This is a genomic window from Leeuwenhoekiella sp. A2, from assembly GCF_047946655.1.
Classification (GTDB): domain Bacteria; phylum Bacteroidota; class Bacteroidia; order Flavobacteriales; family Flavobacteriaceae; genus Leeuwenhoekiella.
Map to the genome: position 1 here is coordinate 1,373,206 of NZ_CP172311.1, position 19,753 is coordinate 1,392,958.

Here is a 19,753-nt window from a genome sequence, read left to right on the forward strand (position 1 = left end):
ACAAACTTTGAGCCTGCTTTTGAAGGCTATTTAGAATAGATATAAAAACCGTATAAATTATCGCTCAAAAAGGGCGAAAAATCGGTCTCCAGAGCATAAAATCGCCGGCAATTATCCCTCCTCAGGACTGGGTATTTCCCGTTGCCCGCGTCTTGCCTCTTTTACCTCAAGCTCTGTCTGTGCAGATTTCCCGCCACTGGTTACCTTAATTATATATTTACCTGCCTGAAGGTAGAAATTGTCATTATCTGCTTTTTCTATTTTAATATCCTTTTCTTTCTCCAGGTCTTTCTTACCCTGTTCAGAAATTGTAAGATCATATTCTTTGTAATTGAAACCTTTATCCGCTTCAACATTTATGGTTTTCAATTCCTTCCCTTTTTCTGAAAGAACCTGGATTGTGGTTTTTCCTGCTAACGGACTGTAGAATGCAATTTTTACTTTTGGTTCATTTATAGAAGACCATTTGCTGTAACTAACACCCCAACGAGAAGAAAAATTAACAGGATCAATATCAAAAACCTGAATTTCTCCTTTCTTTTCCGCATCAAACTTCTGTAACGGTACCAAGTCTGCTATATAAATTGAGCGACCATGTGTACCCACTACGAGATCATTTTCTTTGGTCTGGATAACCACATCATGCACAGGAACTTTGGGTAAACCACTATCAAAAATCTGCCAGGTTGCTCCTCTATCCATACTTATGTAAATTCCATCATCTGTACCTACATATAAATAATCTTCTTTTACCGGATCTTCTACAATCACATTCACAGCAGCCAGCGGAAGATTAGATGAAATATCCTTCCAGGTTGTGCCATAATCGTCGCTCATAAATACGTAAGGCGTAAAATTATCATCGCGATAACCATTTAAAGTCACATAAACGCGCTCTTTTTTGTGTTGTGATGCCACAACCCTGCTTACCCAAAGATCTTGTGGTAATTTTTGTGAAATTTCGCTCCAGCTGCCCCCTGTATCTTTTGTTAGATAAACCAAACCATCATCGCTGCCGGTGTAGATCAATCCAAATTGAAAAGGCGATTCACTTACTGTTGTTAAAGTCCCAAAAGGCACATTTCCCTTTTTGCCGCCGGTGGTGAGATCTGGCGAAATAGCAGTCCAGTCATCTCCCTGATTCATAGAGCGCATCAACTTATTTGCACCCATATACAGAATATCCTGATTGTGCGGCGAAAGCAGAATAGGTGTTTGCCAGTTAAAACGGTAAGGTGATTCTCCCAAAGAATGTGAAGGTCGTACAAAATTGCGTTCCCCGGTTTTTACATTTACCCGACTGTAATAACCAAATTGTGAACCGGCGTAAACAATATCAGGATTGCGCCTGTCTATTTCTACCTGCATCCCATCACCGCCACTTATCGATTTATAGGGATATTGCCCTTCGGCTTCCCATTCTTTTGAATATTCATACGTGTGCGGGCCCATCCAGGTGCCGTTATCCTGCAAACCGCCATACACATTATACGGCTCCTGATAATCAACATCTATAGCATAAAATTGACCCAACGGCATTGAGTTATTCTTTATCCAACTCTTGCCGGCATCGTACGAAATATTGAGTCCGCCGTCGTTACCGTTTATCACGTGATCTGGCATTTTAGGATCAATCCATAACACGTGATGATCTACATGTACATTGGGTTCATTGATGTAAGTGAAAGTTTTGCCGCCATCTTCAGATTTTACTAAAGGAACGCCCACAAGATAAATCTCATTTTTATCCTGCGGATTTACAGATATTTCTGCGAAAACATAACCGTATGAGTAGAACAAGTCGTCAATATAACCTTCATGCGTTTTCTTCCAGGATTTACCGCCATCTTCAGTGAGGTAAACTTCTGCGCCTATAACTTCAGAATCCTCCTCTACAGCATTAATATCGGTCACAAACAGGTAAAAATCGGATGGTTTATATTCGCTTTTCTTCACCAGATCTTTCGCTTTTTTAGCATCATATTGATTGGGGAAACGATTAGATCTTAAATAATCATTCAGTTGCTCTTCGTCAAGATCCAGAAATTCTTTTTGGGTCATCAATTGAAAATCTTCTGACTTTAAAACATCTTTCTTTTTCTCGCCTTCTTCTTCTTTCTCTCTTCTAAACTGACTATCATGCACTGCATAAACCGTATTCTCATCAACAACTGCCAGACCTATACGTCCCACCCCTTCACCTTGCGGGAAACCATTTCCTGTAGTGATTAACTCCCAACTATCGCCACCATCAATAGATTTATAAATACCTGAAGCTTCACCAGAACCTTTAAAATCCCATGCTTTACGCTCACGTTCCCACGCAGCTGCATACATAATTTCAGGATTTTCAGGAGCCGCTGCAAGGCTGATTATTCCCGTATTTGGGGCGATAAATAGTGTTTTTTGCCAGGTTTTTCCGCCGTCTGTTGTTTTATAAATTCCGCGCTCAGCGTTATCAGAATATAAATGACCCAAAGCTCCTACAACAACCTCGTCACTATTTTCAGGATTGATCACTATGTCGCTAATGTGGTGACCATCTGTAAGTCCGGTATTTTTCCAGGTTTTTCCACCATCTGTACTTTTAAGCAAACCAACGCCCGCGTACGAAGATCGCGAAGAAATAGTCTCTCCCGTACCTACCCAGATCGTTCCGGTTTTCCAGTCAATTTCTATATCGCCCACATTTTGCGTGGGAGCGCTGTCAAAAACCGAAGTAAAAGTGATCCCGTTATTCTGCGTATGCCAGACTCCGCCGGTTGCGTAACCCACATAAAAATCTGTGCTGTTTTCAGGATTTACCTGAACATCTACAACACGACCGCTCATAATCGTAGGGCCAATATTTTTAAAAGGAACATTCTTCACCAGAGATTGAGCCGCAAGATCTTGCTTTTGGCTAATCGCATTTTTTATTTCTTCGGCAGAAGAAGGAAGCGTATCATTAGCTATTTGTGAGAAACCTGAAAGTGTAGTAAAAGTGAAAAAAGCAAAAGTGGAAATCCTGAGTAAATACTGTTTCATGATAGAATTATAAATAAAAAACCTTGGGCAAAGCCAAAAGGCATAAAATGATTTTTTGAGACAAACCTCAACGTCTGACATCCTCTATGAGGGATTCTAAAAATAAAAATTTGTTAAAGAAACCTAAACAATTTAGAACTTGTTTAACAACTGTTAGAGCTTATCTTGTTAATTTTGGAAAAATTCAAATTTTGATGAAATACGACCTTATAAACCGAGAATTATTCATTAAAAACCGCAAAAATTTCATGGCTTTAATGAAGCCTGATAGTCTTGGCGTTTTTAATGCTAACGATATTTACCCCATTGGTGCAGATAGTACAATGCCTTTTCAGCAAAACCGCGATCTTTTTTACCTAAGCGGCGTTGATCAGGAAGAAACTATACTCGTTCTTTTTCCCGATGCTCCTAAACCTGAACACCGCGAGATTCTTTTTCTAAAAGAAACTAATGATCACATTGCCGTTTGGGAAGGTGAAAAACTTACCAAAGAAAAAGCACTTGAAGTTACCGGCGTAGAAACCGTTTACTGGCTTAAAGATTTTCATAAGATCTTTTATGAGATTATGACGCAAGCAGAAATCGTATACATTAATACTAACGAGCATTATCGTGCAAATGTTGAGACTGAAACTCGCGAAGCACGTTTTAATAAATGGTTAAAAGAGACATATCCTGCGCATAACGTTGCAAAGAGCAACCCCATACTTCAGCGTCTGCGCTCTGTAAAAGATCAGATCGAGATCGACATCATGCAACAGGCATGTAACATTACAGAAAAAGGTTTTAAACGTGTGCTTCAGTTCACAAAACCCGGTGTTTGGGAATATGAGATAGAAGCAGAATTTATGCATGAGTTTTTGCGTAATCGCTCAAAAGGTTTTGCTTACACGCCTATAGTAGCTTCAGGCAACAATGCAAACGTGCTGCATTATGTGGTTAACAATTCACAGTGTAAAGCCGGCGAACTTATACTTCTGGATGTGGGTGCAGAATATGCAAACTATTCAAGCGATATGACACGTACGATTCCCGTTTCCGGAAGGTTTACAGATCGTCAGAAAGATGTTTACAATGCGGTACTGCGCGTGAAAAAAGAAGCTACCAAAATGCTGAAACCCGGCGAACTCTGGGCGCCTTACCACGTAGAAGTAGGTAAATTGATGACTTCAGAATTAATAGGTCTTGGTTTGCTGGATAAAGCTGACGTTCAAAACGAAAGTAAAGACTGGCCGGCATACAAAAAATATTTCATGCACGGCACATCACATCACATTGGGCTGGATACGCATGATTACGGATTGCTACACGAGCCTATGCAAGCTAACAACATTTTTACCGTAGAACCGGGAATTTATTTACCAGATGAAGGTTTTGGTATTCGCCTGGAAGATGATGTAGTAATTCAGGAAAGCGATGAGCCTTTTAACCTGATGCGCAATATCCCACTTGAAGTGGAAGAAATTGAAGAATGGATGAATAAATAGTAGATTTATTTTAATATTTAAAACGGCTGCTTTTATAAAGAGGCAGCCGTTTTTTTGGTACGTTGTTTGAGAATGGAAAAATACATAAATCCTTCTCTGTTGTTTAAAAACGTAGTCAACATATTACTTTTTTCAATACTTTTTATTTGTTGTGATTCTTACGATGAACAGGAAGAAGAAAAAAGTATATCCAATTCTATAATTCACTTCTCTCCTAAATATGAAGAATTTGAAGAGGAGAACCAAGTAAAAGAAATATATCTGGACTCCCTTAGCGACTTTAAAGGATTAATGACAAGAATGCATGAAACGGCCTGCGAGGGGTTATTATCAGGTTTGATCTTCTCAGACCAAAACCAGACTTATAAAGAAATAGGTTATGCCAGATGCCCTGATTTTAATGGTGTAGCTTGTTACATGCATTTACATATAATTGAGATTAGAAACAATCAAATTGTAGAATACCCAAATAAAGAATCAATTGACCATTTAAAGACAAAATTGGATGAATTACAAAACCTGAATAATAATATAACTAATCAATGGCCTTTTTTTATTCATTACACAGCAGATCCTGATTTCCCTATCGCCAGAATAGAACATGTTTTAAAAAGGATCATAAATGAGTTAGATAATATTACCGTGGCATCAAGCCAAAAAAACAAATATTTTCTACATTTTGATTTTCACTCAATGGTGGCACCACCTCCTCCTCCCATGCCTTTAGAATAAGCCACAAAAACCACCTAAAAAAGGTGGTTTTTCGGCTTTTAATGGGTAAAAATCAGCTATTGATAAACCCGAATATAGTCAACCCAAAACTTCTCGGGAAAAATAGAATCATCTACCTCTGGACCGCCAAAGTTGCCGCCCACAGCCATATTCAACAAAAAATAAAACGGATGACGAAAAGGATATGTTTCATCATCTTTAACTTCTGGGGAGAACGTATAAACCACTTTCTGGTCTATATAAAATGTTATTGCATTCTCATCCCAATCAATTTTATAGGTGTGAAAGTCATCGGTTATTTTATCTACACCGGTTACTTTTGTATTTACAGAATTACCATGACTAGCCGGCGTGTGTAAGGTTGTATGTACGGTATCGGGTTGTCGCCCTACAAACTCCATTATATCTATCTCGCCACTGGCTGGCCATCCTACTTCGCTAATATTGTCGCCCAGCATCCAGATCGCTGGCCAGATACCATTACCCCCAGGTACTTTTGCTCGTATTTCAAAAGTGCCGTATTTAAACTCGTGCTTATCTTTAGTATTGATCTTCCCGCTGTAATATTTATCGCCCACCTTATCTGCAGTAATGACGAGATTACCATCTTTTACTGCCACATAATCTTTATTGTAGATCTGTCGCTCATTATTGCCCCAACCGCAAATATTGGGGCAACCGTCGCCGGTCTCGTAACTCCAGTTATCCATATTGAGCAATGAGCCATCAAAATTCTCTTCCCAAACCAGTGTTTTCTCCTGCGCTAAAAGCGAAAGTGGAACAGCTGCTAAAACAAATATGCTAAGTAGTTTTTTCATATTAATTGTATTGAAATTGGCTTTCTTGTACATCTACAGAATTACCGCCAATGAAGACCTTAAAATCTCCGGGCTCGGCTTCCCATATTTTATTTTTAGTGAAAAAGGAAATCAATTTTTCATCTATGGTAAAAGATACGGTTTTTGTTTCTCCGGCTTCCAGGTGAATCTTTTTAAAACCTTTTAATTCTTTAATGGGTCGTGTAATGCTGCCTACCAGATCACGCAGGTACAATTGTACGACCTCATCACCGGCAACGCTTCCTGTGTTTTTTACTTCTACAGAAGCGGTTATTTTTTCGCCTTGAGCTAAAGAATCCTTATCTAATTTTATATCGCCATATTCAAAATCTGAAAAGCTCAATCCAAAACCAAAAGGATACAGCGCATCGCGACGTAAATCTTCATAATGCGACCAAGTCACCTGCGCACCGCCTTCTGGTCTGCCTGTGCTTTTTTGATTGTAATACAGCGGTTCCTGACCCACGTTGCGCGGAAAAGAAACCGGTAATTTACCTGACGGATTATAATTACCAAAAAGCACATCTGCTACTGCGTTACCGTGCTGGGAACCTAAAAACCAACTCTCAACTATCCCTTTTACCTGCTCATTATGCGCAGACAAATCCATTGGGCGACCGTTCATCAAAACCAGAACTACATTTGAATTTGCAGCGCTAACAGCGTTTATCAAAGCATCCTGAACGCCGGCAAAACCAAGGTCTGTCTGGCTGCGGCCTTCACCAGTTTGAAAAGCATCTTCACCCACAACAAGCAGCACAACATCTGCCGCTTTTGCTATTGAAACAGCTTCTTTAAACCCGGAAGTGTCTTGCTCATTAAAAGTCATGGGGTCTAGAAATGCACGTTTACCGGTTGAAAGTTTTGCACCTTCGGCATAGGTGATCTTTGTGCCTTTGGGAGCGCGATCTTTAATACCTTCTAAAACCGAAACAGCAGAATTAGCCGTCGCCTGAGCACGCCAGTTTCCTAACGGGGAATCTTTATCGTTTGCCAGCGGACCGATAACTGCAATATTTTTCGCGGAAGCAGAAAATGGCAGTAATTTATCCTGATTTTTAAGCAAAACAATCGATTTTTGAGCAGCTTCAAGAGCTACTTGCTGGTTTGCCTGAGAATACATCTCACTTTTTTCTACTTCTTCGTCGCAGTATTTATAAGGATCATCAAAAAGACCAAGTCTAAATTTCACCCGCAAAATGCGACGCACGGCATCATCTACCAGTTTTTCATCTACTTTACCCGATTTTACCAGCTTTTCAAGCGATTTTTCATAAGCGCCACCTTCCATATCCATATCGCTGCCGGCTTCTACCGCCAGATAAGCAGCTTCTTCTTTATCTTTTGCAACACCATGCGGAATCAACTCTGCTATAGAACCCCAATCTGAAACCACAAAACCATCGTAACCCCATTTATCTTTTAAAATATCGCGCTGCAAATATGCATTTGCTGTCGCCGGCACCCCATCTATCTCATTAAAAGAGTTCATAAAAGTTGCAACACCGGCATCTGCAGCGGCTTTAAATGGAGGGAGAATGGTATTGTTGAGTTCGTAAACACCCACATTTACCGTGTTGTAATCTCTTCCCGCTTCCGCGAAACCGTAACCTGCAAAGTGTTTGGCGCAAGCCGCAATTGTATTAGCTGCAGAAAGATCATCTCCCTGAAAACCCTCTATACGAGCAACTGCAATTTTTGAATTAAGAAATGGATCTTCGCCTGCACCTTCCATAATGCGACCCCAGCGTGCGTCACGAGAAACATCCATCATAGGAGCAAAGGTCCAGTTTACACCTGCAGCAGCAGTCTCATGCGCGGCAACCTGAGCAGTTCTTTTCATAAGGTCGAGATCCCAACTTGCGCTTTCGCCCAGCGGAACGGGAAATATTGTTTTATACCCATGAATAACGTCATACCCAAAGATCAAGGGAATCTTGATACGAGAATTTTCCATATTAATGCGTTGCGCTTCTCGCGTCGCATTCACAGAAAGCACATTAAGCATAGAACCAACTAGTCCGTTTTTTAAGCGCTCCAGTCGTTGTTGATTATCGGCTCCCGTTGCAGGACCTGTAACATCCCAGCTTCCGTTGTATTGAACCATCTGCCCTACCTTTTCTTCTAAGGTCATTAATGAAAGGACAGAATCTACTTTTTGCTCAATTTTTACCGATTTTTGAGACTTTTGAGCCGTTTTTTGAGAGATCTCCTGCCCAAAGGTGGCTGAAACCATTAGCACAGCGCAAATAAATAAGTAATCTTTTTTCATAGTCTATTTATAAAGAAAAAGGCAGGCTTTTCAGCCCGCCTTTGATCATATTTATTGATAAACTCTTACATAATCAACTTCCATAGCACTCTGCTGAAATGCCGGGTCAACAGCACCGCCAAATGTGCCTCCCATAGCGACATTTAAAATCATAAAGAAAGTGTGATTAAAAGGTACCGCCGGACTGTTAGTAAACTCTTTGAAAATTTCGCCATCTATGGCAAACAAAATATGCTCTGCAGTCCATTCTACGGTGTAAGTATGAAATTCTCCAGAGGCATTTTCTATAGTAGTAGAACTTGTATCGCCATTACCACCAGAATGATCTGGATAATGTAATGTGCCGTGAACTATGTCTGGCTCATTGCCTTTATATTCCATAATATCAACCTCACCGGTTGCCGGCCAGCCTACTTCTGTATAATTACCACCCAGCATCCAGATAGCCGGCCATGTGCCGCCACCTTCTGGTAATTTTGCACGAACATCTACACGCCCGTACTTGAACTCATAATTATCTTTTGTATTAATACGCGCTGAAGAATAATCAAAACCATTGGTCGCTTCTTTTGTAGCGGTAATCTTTAGAGTCCCATCAGAAACTTCTGCATTTGTATCTGTATAATACTGTAACTCCTGGTTGCCCCAGCCGTTGTTGTTTCCTATTTCGTAATTCCAAATAGAAGTATCTAATGAATCACCGTCAAACTCATCAGACCATGCTAAATCTTCAAATTCGCTTGTAAGCATGTTGCCACCGCTATTACCGCCACCACCGCCACCGGCAGGGTCTGTAGTAAATTTAAGATACCATGCAAGATCTGGGTTTGAACCCGGTATAGCACGCAACATCATATAATCGTCTTGTATTTCTACTACTTCATAGGTGCCCGTGCCAATATAATAACTCATAAAGCCGCCATCTGCGATAATTATCTGCGTACCTGTAGTTGCTCCTTCGGCATAAACAGAATTTGTAGCCGGCGCAAGATTTACAAACTTGTCTCCAGATACATCATATCCTAAACATTGGTCTGCATCACCGCCGCCACCGCCTACACTTAGAAAGTCAACGTTAAAAAATGAAGCTCCCTGATTGTCGTAGTTAAAAACAATATTGTTAGCCGCATTTAAACTAAATGTTATCGCGTCATTATAGAAACAACCTTCACCTTCTTTTTCAAAAGGTGCGGCCGCATAATAATCTGGCGTTCCCGTCCCTACAGGACCCACACCAAGATGCGCAGGCAATGCTGCCGCTACATACCAGGTTTTACTTGCCCCTCCTGTAAGAAGTTGCTTAGTTGCAGGATCATCAAATGCACTAAAGACTGTCACCTCTGTTGTAGCGGTGGTTTGAGAACCTCCCGCTCCGGAAGTTATAACTGTTACAACATAACTATTTACACCGGGCTGCGCGAATACATGCTCTGCATTGCCCGTGCTCATCATAGTGCTATTATCACCAAAAAGGTATTTATATCCTGTCGCATTGTCTGCGCTTGCGCTGAAAGTCACCATACCACTACCATCGCCATATGGGTTATCATCTGATACGTTTGCCACGGTAGCCGTAACAGTAAGGTTAGCAGGTGCCGTTATCTCGCCAAATGTCTGATCGTCATCCTGGCAACTGATTACCACAATAGCGAACATTACATAGATCATTTTTTTTATCGTATTCATCCTCATCACTTTTTAATTCTTAATTGTGGAAATAGACGTTTTTAATATAAACCGTATTCGATCCTGCAGGATTAGCCGAATATATAAGCTGTGCAATATGAGCTCTTGTAGTCAGGTTTGTAAAATCTGAAAGCGGAATATCAAGATTTACCCATGTACCTTGCTCTGGCGCGGTAAACTCTATTTCATGCTCAACATCATCACCGCCCCCATCATAAACTCCGTTAGCTCCAAAGTCTACTAACTTTACTCGGAATGCCGTAAAATCATCTGAATACACTTCAGTATGAAAATAAGTCATCTCACTAGCATCTACTGTAGGCTGAGTAGTTTCTATACCCACATAATTGAGATTTGAATATTTCTTTACAGTAGAACCATCAAAAGTGGTTTCTTCATAATCTGCAGCAGACCATTCTGTACGCCATGTATCAACCGGTACATCTGTATAATCTTCACTAAAAAGCGAAACGGTTTCTACGTCACCGTCTCCTATTTTAACATCATCAAAATAATAATTGGTATCTGTACCCGAAGTACCATAATCCATAAACACAACCATACGCTGATAGGTTTGCGTAACATCAACACCTGTATAATCAAAAGTTACTGTTTCCCAAGCCTCTGTTTTAGTAGTGGTTGTGGTTGCCTCTGTGGCTATATTACCGTCTGCCGGATTTTCAAATTTTAGAATTATAGGAATATTAGGACGTGAAGACCATACTTTCATGCTTATACTCTCGCCTAAAGTGAAGTCTACTTTTCTATCTAAGTCAATAAACGCTCCAGCCCAGGTTTCAGAACCATTAGCTTTGAAAAGCTGAGCAACAGTGGCACTCATATTTCCCTCTTCTAAATGTGGATTAGCTACTACAGTTGTAGGGGAGCCACCAAATTCTGTGAAAGCATAATTCTCTATTCCTTTTTCAAATGTTACCGGAAGTTCTATTACTGTAGGACTTTCAAGACGAATATTATCAAAATAATACGTTTCGCCTGTTCCGGGGATATTGAAGTTAAAGAACAACGTTAAAACACTATATGTTTGAGTGTCATCTACGGCAGACATGTCAAAATATAAGGTCTCCCATTCATTAGCTGCAGTTGTCATAGTCGTAGATTCTACAAAGACTGTATTGTCACCCGCTTTTTCAACTTTAAAGAGAACAGGAACACCTGCTGCCGGAGAATAAACATCAATCGCAAGATATTTTTTGCTGCTGAAATCTATATTTTCATTGAGTGTGGCAGATGTACCAGCCCAGGTTTCAGAACCCGCAGGCTTCGTATAAGATGCTACAGTTGCACTTTCATTAATGCTACTTAAAGCCGGATTTTCTACTAAAGGGACACCAGCTGCCTCGCCGCCACCAAAATTATAGAAGGTGTAATCTACAGTTGACGACTCAAAAGTAACAGGCAGAACAAATGGATCAACTATTTCTATTTCTTCAGAATAAGAAGTAGATGCTTGTCCGCCGCTTAAAGCAACTACCTCAATGGTATAAAGACCGGTATTGCTATATTCATAACTTATAGTTTCCCCCGGCATCATTAAAGTAGGTGCTGCAGAAGGATCTTCACCGAAGAAAACCTCATAAGAAGCAGCGTAATCTGCCATTGCTGTCACATATACCAGGAGCGGGTTTCCAGCATCTTTTGTAATTCCTACCTCTAGATTTTCTGGTGCTTTAAATGAAACAACAAGTTCCTGAGCAGCTTCTGCTGTTCTCCCAGCTGCATTTTTAGCGGTGACCATTACCTGATAAGTACCTTCAGTATAAGTGTGTGAAACACTATTTCCTGCAGTAAATTCTTCTGAAGAACCGCTGCCATCACCAAAGTCAACATTAAAACTATTAGCTCCCTCTGCAGACGGATAAATGGTTACTTCGCCTGAATTATCCTGTTTTATAGAGAAATCTGCCGAAATATTTACAGGAGCCGCAGCATCTACCTGTGTTAGTCCTTCATCATCAGAACAGGCCGCTGTGAGTAGCAGCGCAAATATTCCGAATAGTAAAGTTTGTATCTTATTTTTCATATGAAATATTTTAATAGCCTGTGTTTTGTTCCCAATTACCCTGTGCAAATTGAATCTCTTCAAGCGGTATAGGAAATACATTATTTTTAGGTGCACTAAAACCAGAAATTGTTCCCTCTGCGCGACCTGTTCTTACCAGATCAAAGAACCTGTGTCCTTCGCCCATTAGCTCAAGACGTCTATCCTGATAAATATCATCTAGTAATGCATTTCCACTTGAGGTTACATCCTGTAAACCGGCCCGCTCACGCACCTGATTAAGATACGCACGAGCAGTTTGCTCACTTCCGTTACCACGAGCCAGTGCCTCTGAAGCCATAAGCAAAACATCTGCATAACGTATTGCTCTATAGTTGTTAGGTTGTGTAAGGTTTGCGTCTCCCTGATTATCATTTTGACGAGGCAGATATTTACGATTATAATAGCCTGTATGACCAGTATCAGGATCTGGATTACCCGCATTATATGTTGCGCCTGTTGTTGATGCCCATGTATCTATATTTAGAACAGTAACATCTCTTCTCATATCATCTGCACTAAAAGCATCGTAAGCTTCTTGAGTAGGAAGATTAAAACCGTAACCCGATTCAAAGACCGGCCCGTTGTAACCTCTTATCCCACTAAAGCCAACCATAATATTACCTTCACTACATTGCAAACATCCGAAACCAGCTCCTTCTGAACCGCTGTATTGAATCTCAAAAACAGATTCTGGTCCATTTTCAGCAGCGTATTCAAAAAGGTCAACATAGTTTTCATCGCCTTGAGTTCCATAAAGGTGATATTTTCCAGAATTGATCACCGCCTGCAACTGCGTAATAGCCTGATCAAATTTGTTTTCATATAGATAAGCTTTCCCTAGTAATGCTTGTGCTGCTCCCTTTGTTATCCTACCAACCTGAGGTGCGTCTACAGCAAGATTAGAAATTGCAGCTTGCAGATCGTTTTCTATATAAGCATACACATCTGCAACCGGAGATCTTGGTATGGTTGTCACTTCGCCCAAAAGAAACTGACCTTCAGGTTTTATAGGAATCGCACCAAACCATTTTACAAGCTCAAAGTTGAAATATGCACGCAGGAACTGAGCTTCGGCAATGATCTGATTCTTACCATCAAAATCAATATTATCTTTGTTTTCAATGATATAAGAAGCTCGCTGCACGCCAGCAAAATTCCAATCCCAAATATCATCTAAATTATCGTTGATGGGGGTTTGCTGCATACGATCTACCTGTTGCCAGCCAATTACATCTGTTGCGCTTTCGCCACCAGCGTGGGTGTTATCTGATGCTATTTCACCTAAGATCACATTAGCATACGTAGATTGCAAAACATCATAAGCACCTATTAATGCATTATTGTAATCCTCTTCACTTGTAAAGTATGTTCCTGACGAAATTTGATAGGGAGGCTCTACTTCAACAAAATCGTCTCCGCAGCCAACCAACAGGGTTCCCATCAATGCGCAAAAAACTATTTTTTTAATCATATTTTTCATAATTGCTTTTTTTAGAATTGAAGATTAACACCAATTATATATGTGCGTGGCAATGGATAAAAACCATAATCTATACCTCCGCCAATAGGCGCTCCCGTTGAAGCTGTTGGGTCATAGCCAGAGTACTTAGTAAACGTGTAAACATTGTCTACTTTACCGTACACTCTAAATTGTCCAATTCCGGCTTTATCTGTAAATACCTCTGGTATTGTATATCCTAATGTTATTGTCTGGATGCGGGCAAAAGAACCATCTTCAACATAAAAATCTGAAAATACTGCGTTAGAAGTAGGTGCGGTTGTTACTCGTGGCACAGATGTACTTGTACCAGCGCCCGTCCAGCGATCAAGTCTGTATGACATTCTATTAACATTAGGCTGATCGCGCTCATAATTTCTCACAATATCGTTACCCATATTTGCGTAAGAGTATGCTGAAAAATCAAAACTTTTATAATTTACAGAGAAATTAAAACCCATTGTAACTGTAGGTATAGGATTACCTATATCAGTACGGTCATCTGAGTTGATAATTCCATCTGCATTAAGATCTAAATAACGAATATCACCCTGTTGGGCAACCGCTCCCAGTGCCTGCTGTGAAGGATGAGCTGCAACCTCTTCTGCAGTTTGAAAAATACCATCGGTCTTATAACCATAGAAATAACCAATAGGTTTACCTGCCTGCATACGCGACGGCGCTGGTTGACCTACGCCAAAACCACCACCTTCTATAAAGTCTGTACCGTTTACTTTTGTAACTTCATTATCAAGGGTACTTACATTATAACTCGCATTTATTGAAAGATTATCGTTGATCTGATTGCTGTAACCCAAAGTGACTTCAAGACCTTTATTACGCACAGAACCCGCATTTATAGTAGGACTAGAAGCTCCAGGAGCTCCTGTACCATAAATACCAGACACAGGAATATTCGGAATTAAAAGGTCATCACGATTATTTATAAAGTAATCAACAGTAAGATCGAATTTATCATTGAGAAAGTTCATATCCAGACCCACATCAAATTTCTTAGCTTCTTCCCATTTCACATCCGGATTGGGCAAAGCTCCTAAAGCGTTACCATTGATCAATGCCTGATCACCACCTAATACATAGGTTGCTTCCCCATTTAATAGAGAAAGGTATATGTAATCGGGAATACGGTCATTACCCATCACGCCATAGCTACCGCGTAATTTCAAGAAATTGACAAAACCATCTTCATTGAAGAATCCCTCTTCTGAAACTACCCAACCTGCAGTTACAGACGGGAAATAAGCTACTCTGTTATTAGGACCAAATTTGGTTGAACTATCTCTTCGTAGCATCGCAGAAAGCAGGTACTTATCTTTATAAGCGTATTGCAATCTGCCGAAAAAAGACAACCGTCTTAAATCATATGAATAAGAAGAATTTGTTTGCTCATCTCCTGATCCCGTTGCTGTATTGAGGTCTGCAAAATCCCAGCTATTTGCCTGAACACCTGTTCTAGAACCGTATAAACCTTCTCCAAACTGCTTAAAAGCGGTCATACCAGCCGTAAAAGTGACTTCATGATCTTCTTCAAATGTATTCGTATAGGTGTTGAATAAATCAAAGGTGTAATCATTATCATTGATCTTACCCAGCGTCACCAGATTATCTGCGCGTGTATATATTTTCCCCGTTCCGAAATTATATATTGGTAAAAACTCGCGGGTTTTTGTATTTGAAGTATTAAACCCTATTCTTCCCTGAAGACTAAGGTTTTTAGCATAATCTAAGGTTGCCTGAAAAGTTCCGCTTAAGCGGTTTAAAACATTTTGATTAAATGTGTTTTCAATCTGAGTAAGAGGGTTTACAACTTCGTTACCTAAATTAATTTGACCATCAAGATTATCGACATCAGGATTAATTGTAGGAGCAATGTTTGCTGCGTTAAATAAAACCGACCCCAGACTAAAATCATTTACACCTCTGCTCTTAGAATATGTATAAAAGAGTTTTGTTGTTATAGATAGATTGTCTCTTAGATCTGCATTAAGCGAAAATTTAGCGGTATTACGTCTAAAATTAGATTTTTCTGGTGCTACAATACCTTCCTGATACAAGTGAGAGCCACTAAACGAATAACTCATTTTTTCACCACCACCACTTACAGCAAGGTTATGACTATTGATCTGGCTTTGTTGAAAAACTTCATCCTGCCAATCTGTACCCACACCCAAATTGCTTACATCTGAAAAAGGTAAGGCCTGACCTGCATTGGCATAACTCTCATTAAGCAGTAACGCATATTCTGTAGCATTGAGCAAAGGCAGTTTACGGGTAGTTTCCTGAATCCCGGTATAACCATCATAAGAGATTGTGGCTTTTTGATTCTTGCGACCCGCCTTTGTGGTAATAAGAATAACACCATTAGATGCTATGGTACCATAAATAGCCGCCTGAGCATCTTTTAAAACCGTCAACGTCTCAATATCCTGCGGATTTATTGAATTCAAACCGCCGTTATACTGAAAGCCATCTAAAATTATTAATGGTGCATTATCACCATTTGTCGCAACACCACGTATACGTATGTTAGCTTCAGAACCGGGAGCTCCTCCCTGAGGCGTAACATTTACACCAGAGGTTGTACCTTGTAAAGCCTGTGCGGCATTTAAAGGTTTAATAGCAGTAATAGTGGCTTCACCTACTGTAGATACCGCTCCGGTTACCTGCTTCTTTAATTGCGTACCGTAACCTATCACAACTATTTCGTCAAGAGCTTGGGAGTCGGTTTTTAGAACTACATTAATGACTTTTTGATTAGTTACTACTATTTCCTGTGTGGTAAAGCCCACATAAGAGTACACCAGAATATCTCCTGTTGATATATTCGAAATTGTGTAGTTACCATCAAAATCTGTTGACACACCGTTTGTAGTATTTTTGACGGTGATATTTACACCCGGCAAGGGCATATTAGTATCTCCTTCTGTTACGACCCCGGAAACTTCAAACGTTTGCGCGAACAGAAAAAAAGGAGCTACCAATAAAAAGATAGAAAATAAAGCTTTGTTCATGTGAAAAAACTGTTTTGTTATAGTAGCAAAGTAGACATAAGAAAAACAGAATCTCTTATTAGTACCTCAACAAAAAATATACATCCTAAAAAAAAGCTAATTTTTATGTAATATCATCAAAAAACCGCCATAAACAGGCGGTTTTTTGATGATTAAAAGATATACTCAAAACTCTTACGACAAGTACTTTTTCAGCCATGTTGTGGTAATGTTGTGTTAGTTTTAAGAAATGTTGTGGGATTTGAAAGACAGGATGTACTCAACTAAACCCTCTTCATGCTCTAATTTCATCTTTTTACGCAAACGATATCGTTTTATTTCTACACTTCTTACCGAAATATTTAGAAGTGGAGCAATCTCTTTTGACGACAAATTTAATCTTAGATAAGCGCAAAGTTTTAGATCATTAGAAGTAAGGGAAGGATGGGTCTCTTTAATTGCCTGCAGAAAATTTTTATCTGCATTGTCAAATGCTTCTTTAAACAACTTCCAGTTATCTTTTTCTGCAATGTCTTTATTTATGATCTTCACCACATCAAGAATGTCATTTTGGTCTTTAGAATTTTCAAGCCTGCTCTTTAGTACAGTAAGAAATTCATTTTTCTTTATAAGATTCATTGTCGATGCCGCCAACTCACGGTTTTTTGAGGCTACGTCAACTTCCAGCTGTGCATTCTTAAGTTGCATTATCTCCTGCTGAGCTTCAAGTTGGGAAAGCTCAAGTTGTTCTTTATTTCTTTCTATAAGCTTTGCTCTTTGTTTTCTATAGTATCCTGTATACAATCTATGAACTACCAGAATTACAACAATAAACAGAATGATGTATGTTGCAATTGCTGTTGTAGTTAAATACCATGGTGGTGCTATGCTAAAAGCATATTTTACAATGTTACTACTACTCCCTCCAGATTTACTTTTAACTTCAAAAGTGTAGTCACCAGCAGGTAAATTTTTGAAAACTGCATTATCGTTGTGATCCCAGTTGCTCCAGCTATTAGAAAAACCCGATAATCTATAGCTATATTTTGCTTTATTCAGCTTATCATAGTTGGGCAAACTAAATTGAAAGCGCAAGGTATTTACAGCATTGGGCAGGTCTAAATTTTCAATATTGAGAACCTCATGGTTATATTTTCCCTCTACAGTCGCAGTCTCAATACTGCGCAATTTCAATTCGCCGGTAGGCAATGTATTAAAGGGAAGAGTAAATTGACTATAACCTATATTTGAACCTATTAAATAAGTGTGATCTTCAATTAGGCTAACGTTTTCAAAACCATTTGCAATACTTCTAAACTCTTTAGGTATGGGAATAGAACGGGTCACAAATTTATCCTGAAAAGTATCTCTGCTCACGTAGAAAATTTCGTCCTCACCAAAACTCCACCAAGTCTCATCGTTTAGAACTTTGGTTATACCACTAGTCCGTTTTTGTTCGCCAGTAATATCTTGTAATTCATTTTTATCACTAAACAGATCTTTTGTCTTTAGATACTTAAATATTTTAGTTGAAGTTGAATAGTAAATACTGTCTGCTAATTTGAAAACCCAAATCCCGAGGCCGTCTTGCGTTTTAGGTGCGTAATTATTTATACCCAAAACAGAATCGCAATTACTATTTAATTCTAGTTTAAAAATACCCTTGTGGTCATGACCTACCCACAGAGTCGTGCTATCTTCAACAACTAAATTTCTTGAGGAAAGATTAAAGTTAGCTATGTATGTTATGCTGTCTGGCTGCTCTGGCTTAAAGTGAGATAAACCATTGTAATGGCCTTGCACAATATCATCACCTATTTTAATTAGTTGCCATGTTCCCGAATCTGAAAATATTTGTTTCGCTACATTTTCACTTATGATAAATGTACCGCGATTATGCCCCACGTAAAGCTGCCCGTCAATTTCCTGAATATCCCATACCTGACCACTTGTGCCTTTTACAAGTTGATAATTATTTTCAGTGTGTACATCTCTGTAGTATAAACCCTGATTAGTACCTAAATAAATAAAATTACCTCTTTTAAAACTACAATAAACAGTACCTATATCCCCAAAAATATCAGTGTATAGTTGCACAGGACTCTGTTTATTTATAACACTAATACCATTATCTAGCCCACTCCATATATTTCCTGCATTATCTTCAAGAAGAGCGAGCACCGTATTGTTTAAAATAGTAGGTTGAAGCAAATGTGTTTTTGTATTAGCTTGAAGGTCCAGCAGGTAAATACCGTGGCCTATGGTTCCTAAAACAAGCGTATTATCTTGAGTAAGTATAGAGGTATAAACATCATTTGTAATGGGATAGAAATCCTGACTTACATTATATGTGAAAGATTTACCATTTTTAAGTAAAAAGAGTCCCGAGTAGCGTGAGACTGCCAGAAGCGAATTCTTATAACTGAATAAACCTACCAAAATTTTATTTTCGATTTCACTTGAGGGGATAATAAGATCAACAGAAGCGTCGCCTATTACATACAACCCTTCTTCTGCAACCTGATAATAGAGTTTTTGATTTACCTCAAACAAATTGATAATAGTATGCTCTGGCGAAACAATACTAATTTTCTTGTCTTTAGTATTGTAACTATAAAGTCTTCGTAGGCTCTGAAACACAATGTAATCTCCCAGATTGGCAATATGCCAAAACTGCTCACCGTCTAAAAATTGGTCATTTACGACCGATTTTAGACTCGTATAGGCAAGTTTTCCATCCTGTTGTTTCTCCCAGTATCCAAAGTCCATATAGGAGCCGGTATAAATTTTCTCCTCATGAACCAAAACCGAGCGTACCGCAGAGCCGTCTGTCACTTTATTAAGTTCCCATTGTTCACCATTAAATGAAAGCAGACCAGAATTGTTTGCGATGTACAAAATATTATCGTCTCCCTGAGCAATCATCCAGTTCTGGTTGCCCGCATTATAATTTTTTGAATCATAATTAAGAATAGGTGGATATTCCTGAGCAAAGAGGACTCCCACAAACAGATATATTATAAGACTGAATTTTCTAAATTTCATTTATGCAAACATAATAATTGGGTTAAGATACATACAAGAATAAAAAAACCATCAAATTTCTTTGATGGTTATATCTTTACGTTATTACGTT

The 19,753-nt window shown here is 39.2% G+C and carries 10 protein-coding genes; 2 read left to right on the top strand and 8 right to left on the bottom strand.

Annotation, left to right across the window (positions count from 1 at the left end):
* Positions 1-111: 111 nt before the first annotated feature.
* Positions 112-3,027 carry a WD40/YVTN/BNR-like repeat-containing protein gene (locus tag ACH3PA_RS06215; RefSeq protein ID WP_416448464.1) on the bottom strand — a complete coding sequence of 972 codons (2,916 nt, stop codon included), beginning with the start codon at positions 3,025-3,027 and terminating at the stop codon, positions 112-114.
* Between the two features lie 194 nt (positions 3,028-3,221).
* On the opposite strand from ACH3PA_RS06215, the gene ACH3PA_RS06220 reads away from it, so the two are divergent.
* Both ACH3PA_RS06220 and ACH3PA_RS06225 read left to right on the top strand, forming a co-directional pair.
* Positions 3,222-4,514: an aminopeptidase P family protein gene (locus ACH3PA_RS06220; protein WP_416448465.1), complete on the top strand. Its 1,293-nt coding sequence runs from the start codon at positions 3,222-3,224 to the stop codon at positions 4,512-4,514.
* Between the two features lie 72 nt (positions 4,515-4,586).
* On the top strand, positions 4,587-5,246 hold the full coding sequence (locus tag ACH3PA_RS06225; protein ID WP_416448466.1) for a hypothetical protein: 660 nt from the start codon (positions 4,587-4,589) through the stop codon (positions 5,244-5,246).
* A 56-nt stretch (positions 5,247-5,302) separates the two neighbouring features.
* Here ACH3PA_RS06225 and ACH3PA_RS06230 read toward each other — a convergent pair whose 3' ends face one another.
* From ACH3PA_RS06230 to ACH3PA_RS06260, 7 genes are all read right to left on the bottom strand, one after another.
* The gene (locus ACH3PA_RS06230) at positions 5,303-6,064 is read right to left on the bottom strand and encodes a family 16 glycosylhydrolase (RefSeq protein WP_416448467.1); all 762 of its coding nucleotides are present in this window, start codon (positions 6,062-6,064) and stop codon (positions 5,303-5,305) included.
* Position 6,065: 1 nt separating this feature from the next.
* On the bottom strand, positions 6,066-8,357 hold the full coding sequence (bglX, locus tag ACH3PA_RS06235) for a beta-glucosidase BglX (RefSeq protein WP_416448468.1): 2,292 nt from the start codon (positions 8,355-8,357) through the stop codon (positions 6,066-6,068).
* Positions 8,358-8,408: 51 nt separating this feature from the next.
* Positions 8,409-10,043 (bottom strand): family 16 glycosylhydrolase, encoded by a 1,635-nt coding sequence (locus ACH3PA_RS06240; RefSeq protein WP_416448469.1) that lies wholly within the window; start codon positions 10,041-10,043, stop codon positions 8,409-8,411.
* 19 nt (positions 10,044-10,062) lie between these two features.
* The gene (locus ACH3PA_RS06245; protein WP_416448470.1) at positions 10,063-12,087 is read right to left on the bottom strand and encodes a PKD domain-containing protein; all 2,025 of its coding nucleotides are present in this window, start codon (positions 12,085-12,087) and stop codon (positions 10,063-10,065) included.
* 10 nt (positions 12,088-12,097) lie between these two features.
* Positions 12,098-13,588: a RagB/SusD family nutrient uptake outer membrane protein gene (locus tag ACH3PA_RS06250; RefSeq protein ID WP_416446111.1), complete on the bottom strand. Its 1,491-nt coding sequence runs from the start codon at positions 13,586-13,588 to the stop codon at positions 12,098-12,100.
* 11 nt (positions 13,589-13,599) lie between these two features.
* Positions 13,600-16,638, bottom strand: a complete 3,039-nt coding sequence (locus tag ACH3PA_RS06255) for a SusC/RagA family TonB-linked outer membrane protein (protein ID WP_416446109.1) — start codon at positions 16,636-16,638, stop codon at positions 13,600-13,602.
* Positions 16,639-16,860: 222 nt separating this feature from the next.
* The gene (locus tag ACH3PA_RS06260; protein ID WP_416446107.1) at positions 16,861-19,662 is read right to left on the bottom strand and encodes a triple tyrosine motif-containing protein; all 2,802 of its coding nucleotides are present in this window, start codon (positions 19,660-19,662) and stop codon (positions 16,861-16,863) included.
* Positions 19,663-19,753: the final 91 nt, after the last annotated feature.

Coding starts and splice junctions, on each gene's coding strand:
- ACH3PA_RS06215 (WP_416448464.1), bottom strand. CDS start 3,027: ATGAAACAGTATTTACTCAGGATTTCCACTTTTGCTTTTTTCACTTTT.
- ACH3PA_RS06220 (WP_416448465.1), top strand. CDS start 3,222: ATGAAATACGACCTTATAAACCGAGAATTATTCATTAAAAACCGCAAA.
- ACH3PA_RS06225 (WP_416448466.1), top strand. CDS start 4,587: ATGGAAAAATACATAAATCCTTCTCTGTTGTTTAAAAACGTAGTCAAC.
- ACH3PA_RS06230 (WP_416448467.1), bottom strand. CDS start 6,064: ATGAAAAAACTACTTAGCATATTTGTTTTAGCAGCTGTTCCACTTTCG.
- bglX (WP_416448468.1), bottom strand. CDS start 8,357: ATGAAAAAAGATTACTTATTTATTTGCGCTGTGCTAATGGTTTCAGCC.
- ACH3PA_RS06240 (WP_416448469.1), bottom strand. CDS start 10,043: ATGAATACGATAAAAAAAATGATCTATGTAATGTTCGCTATTGTGGTA.
- ACH3PA_RS06245 (WP_416448470.1), bottom strand. CDS start 12,087: ATGAAAAATAAGATACAAACTTTACTATTCGGAATATTTGCGCTGCTA.
- ACH3PA_RS06250 (WP_416446111.1), bottom strand. CDS start 13,588: ATGAAAAATATGATTAAAAAAATAGTTTTTTGCGCATTGATGGGAACC.
- ACH3PA_RS06255 (WP_416446109.1), bottom strand. CDS start 16,638: ATGAACAAAGCTTTATTTTCTATCTTTTTATTGGTAGCTCCTTTTTTT.
- ACH3PA_RS06260 (WP_416446107.1), bottom strand. CDS start 19,662: ATGAAATTTAGAAAATTCAGTCTTATAATATATCTGTTTGTGGGAGTC.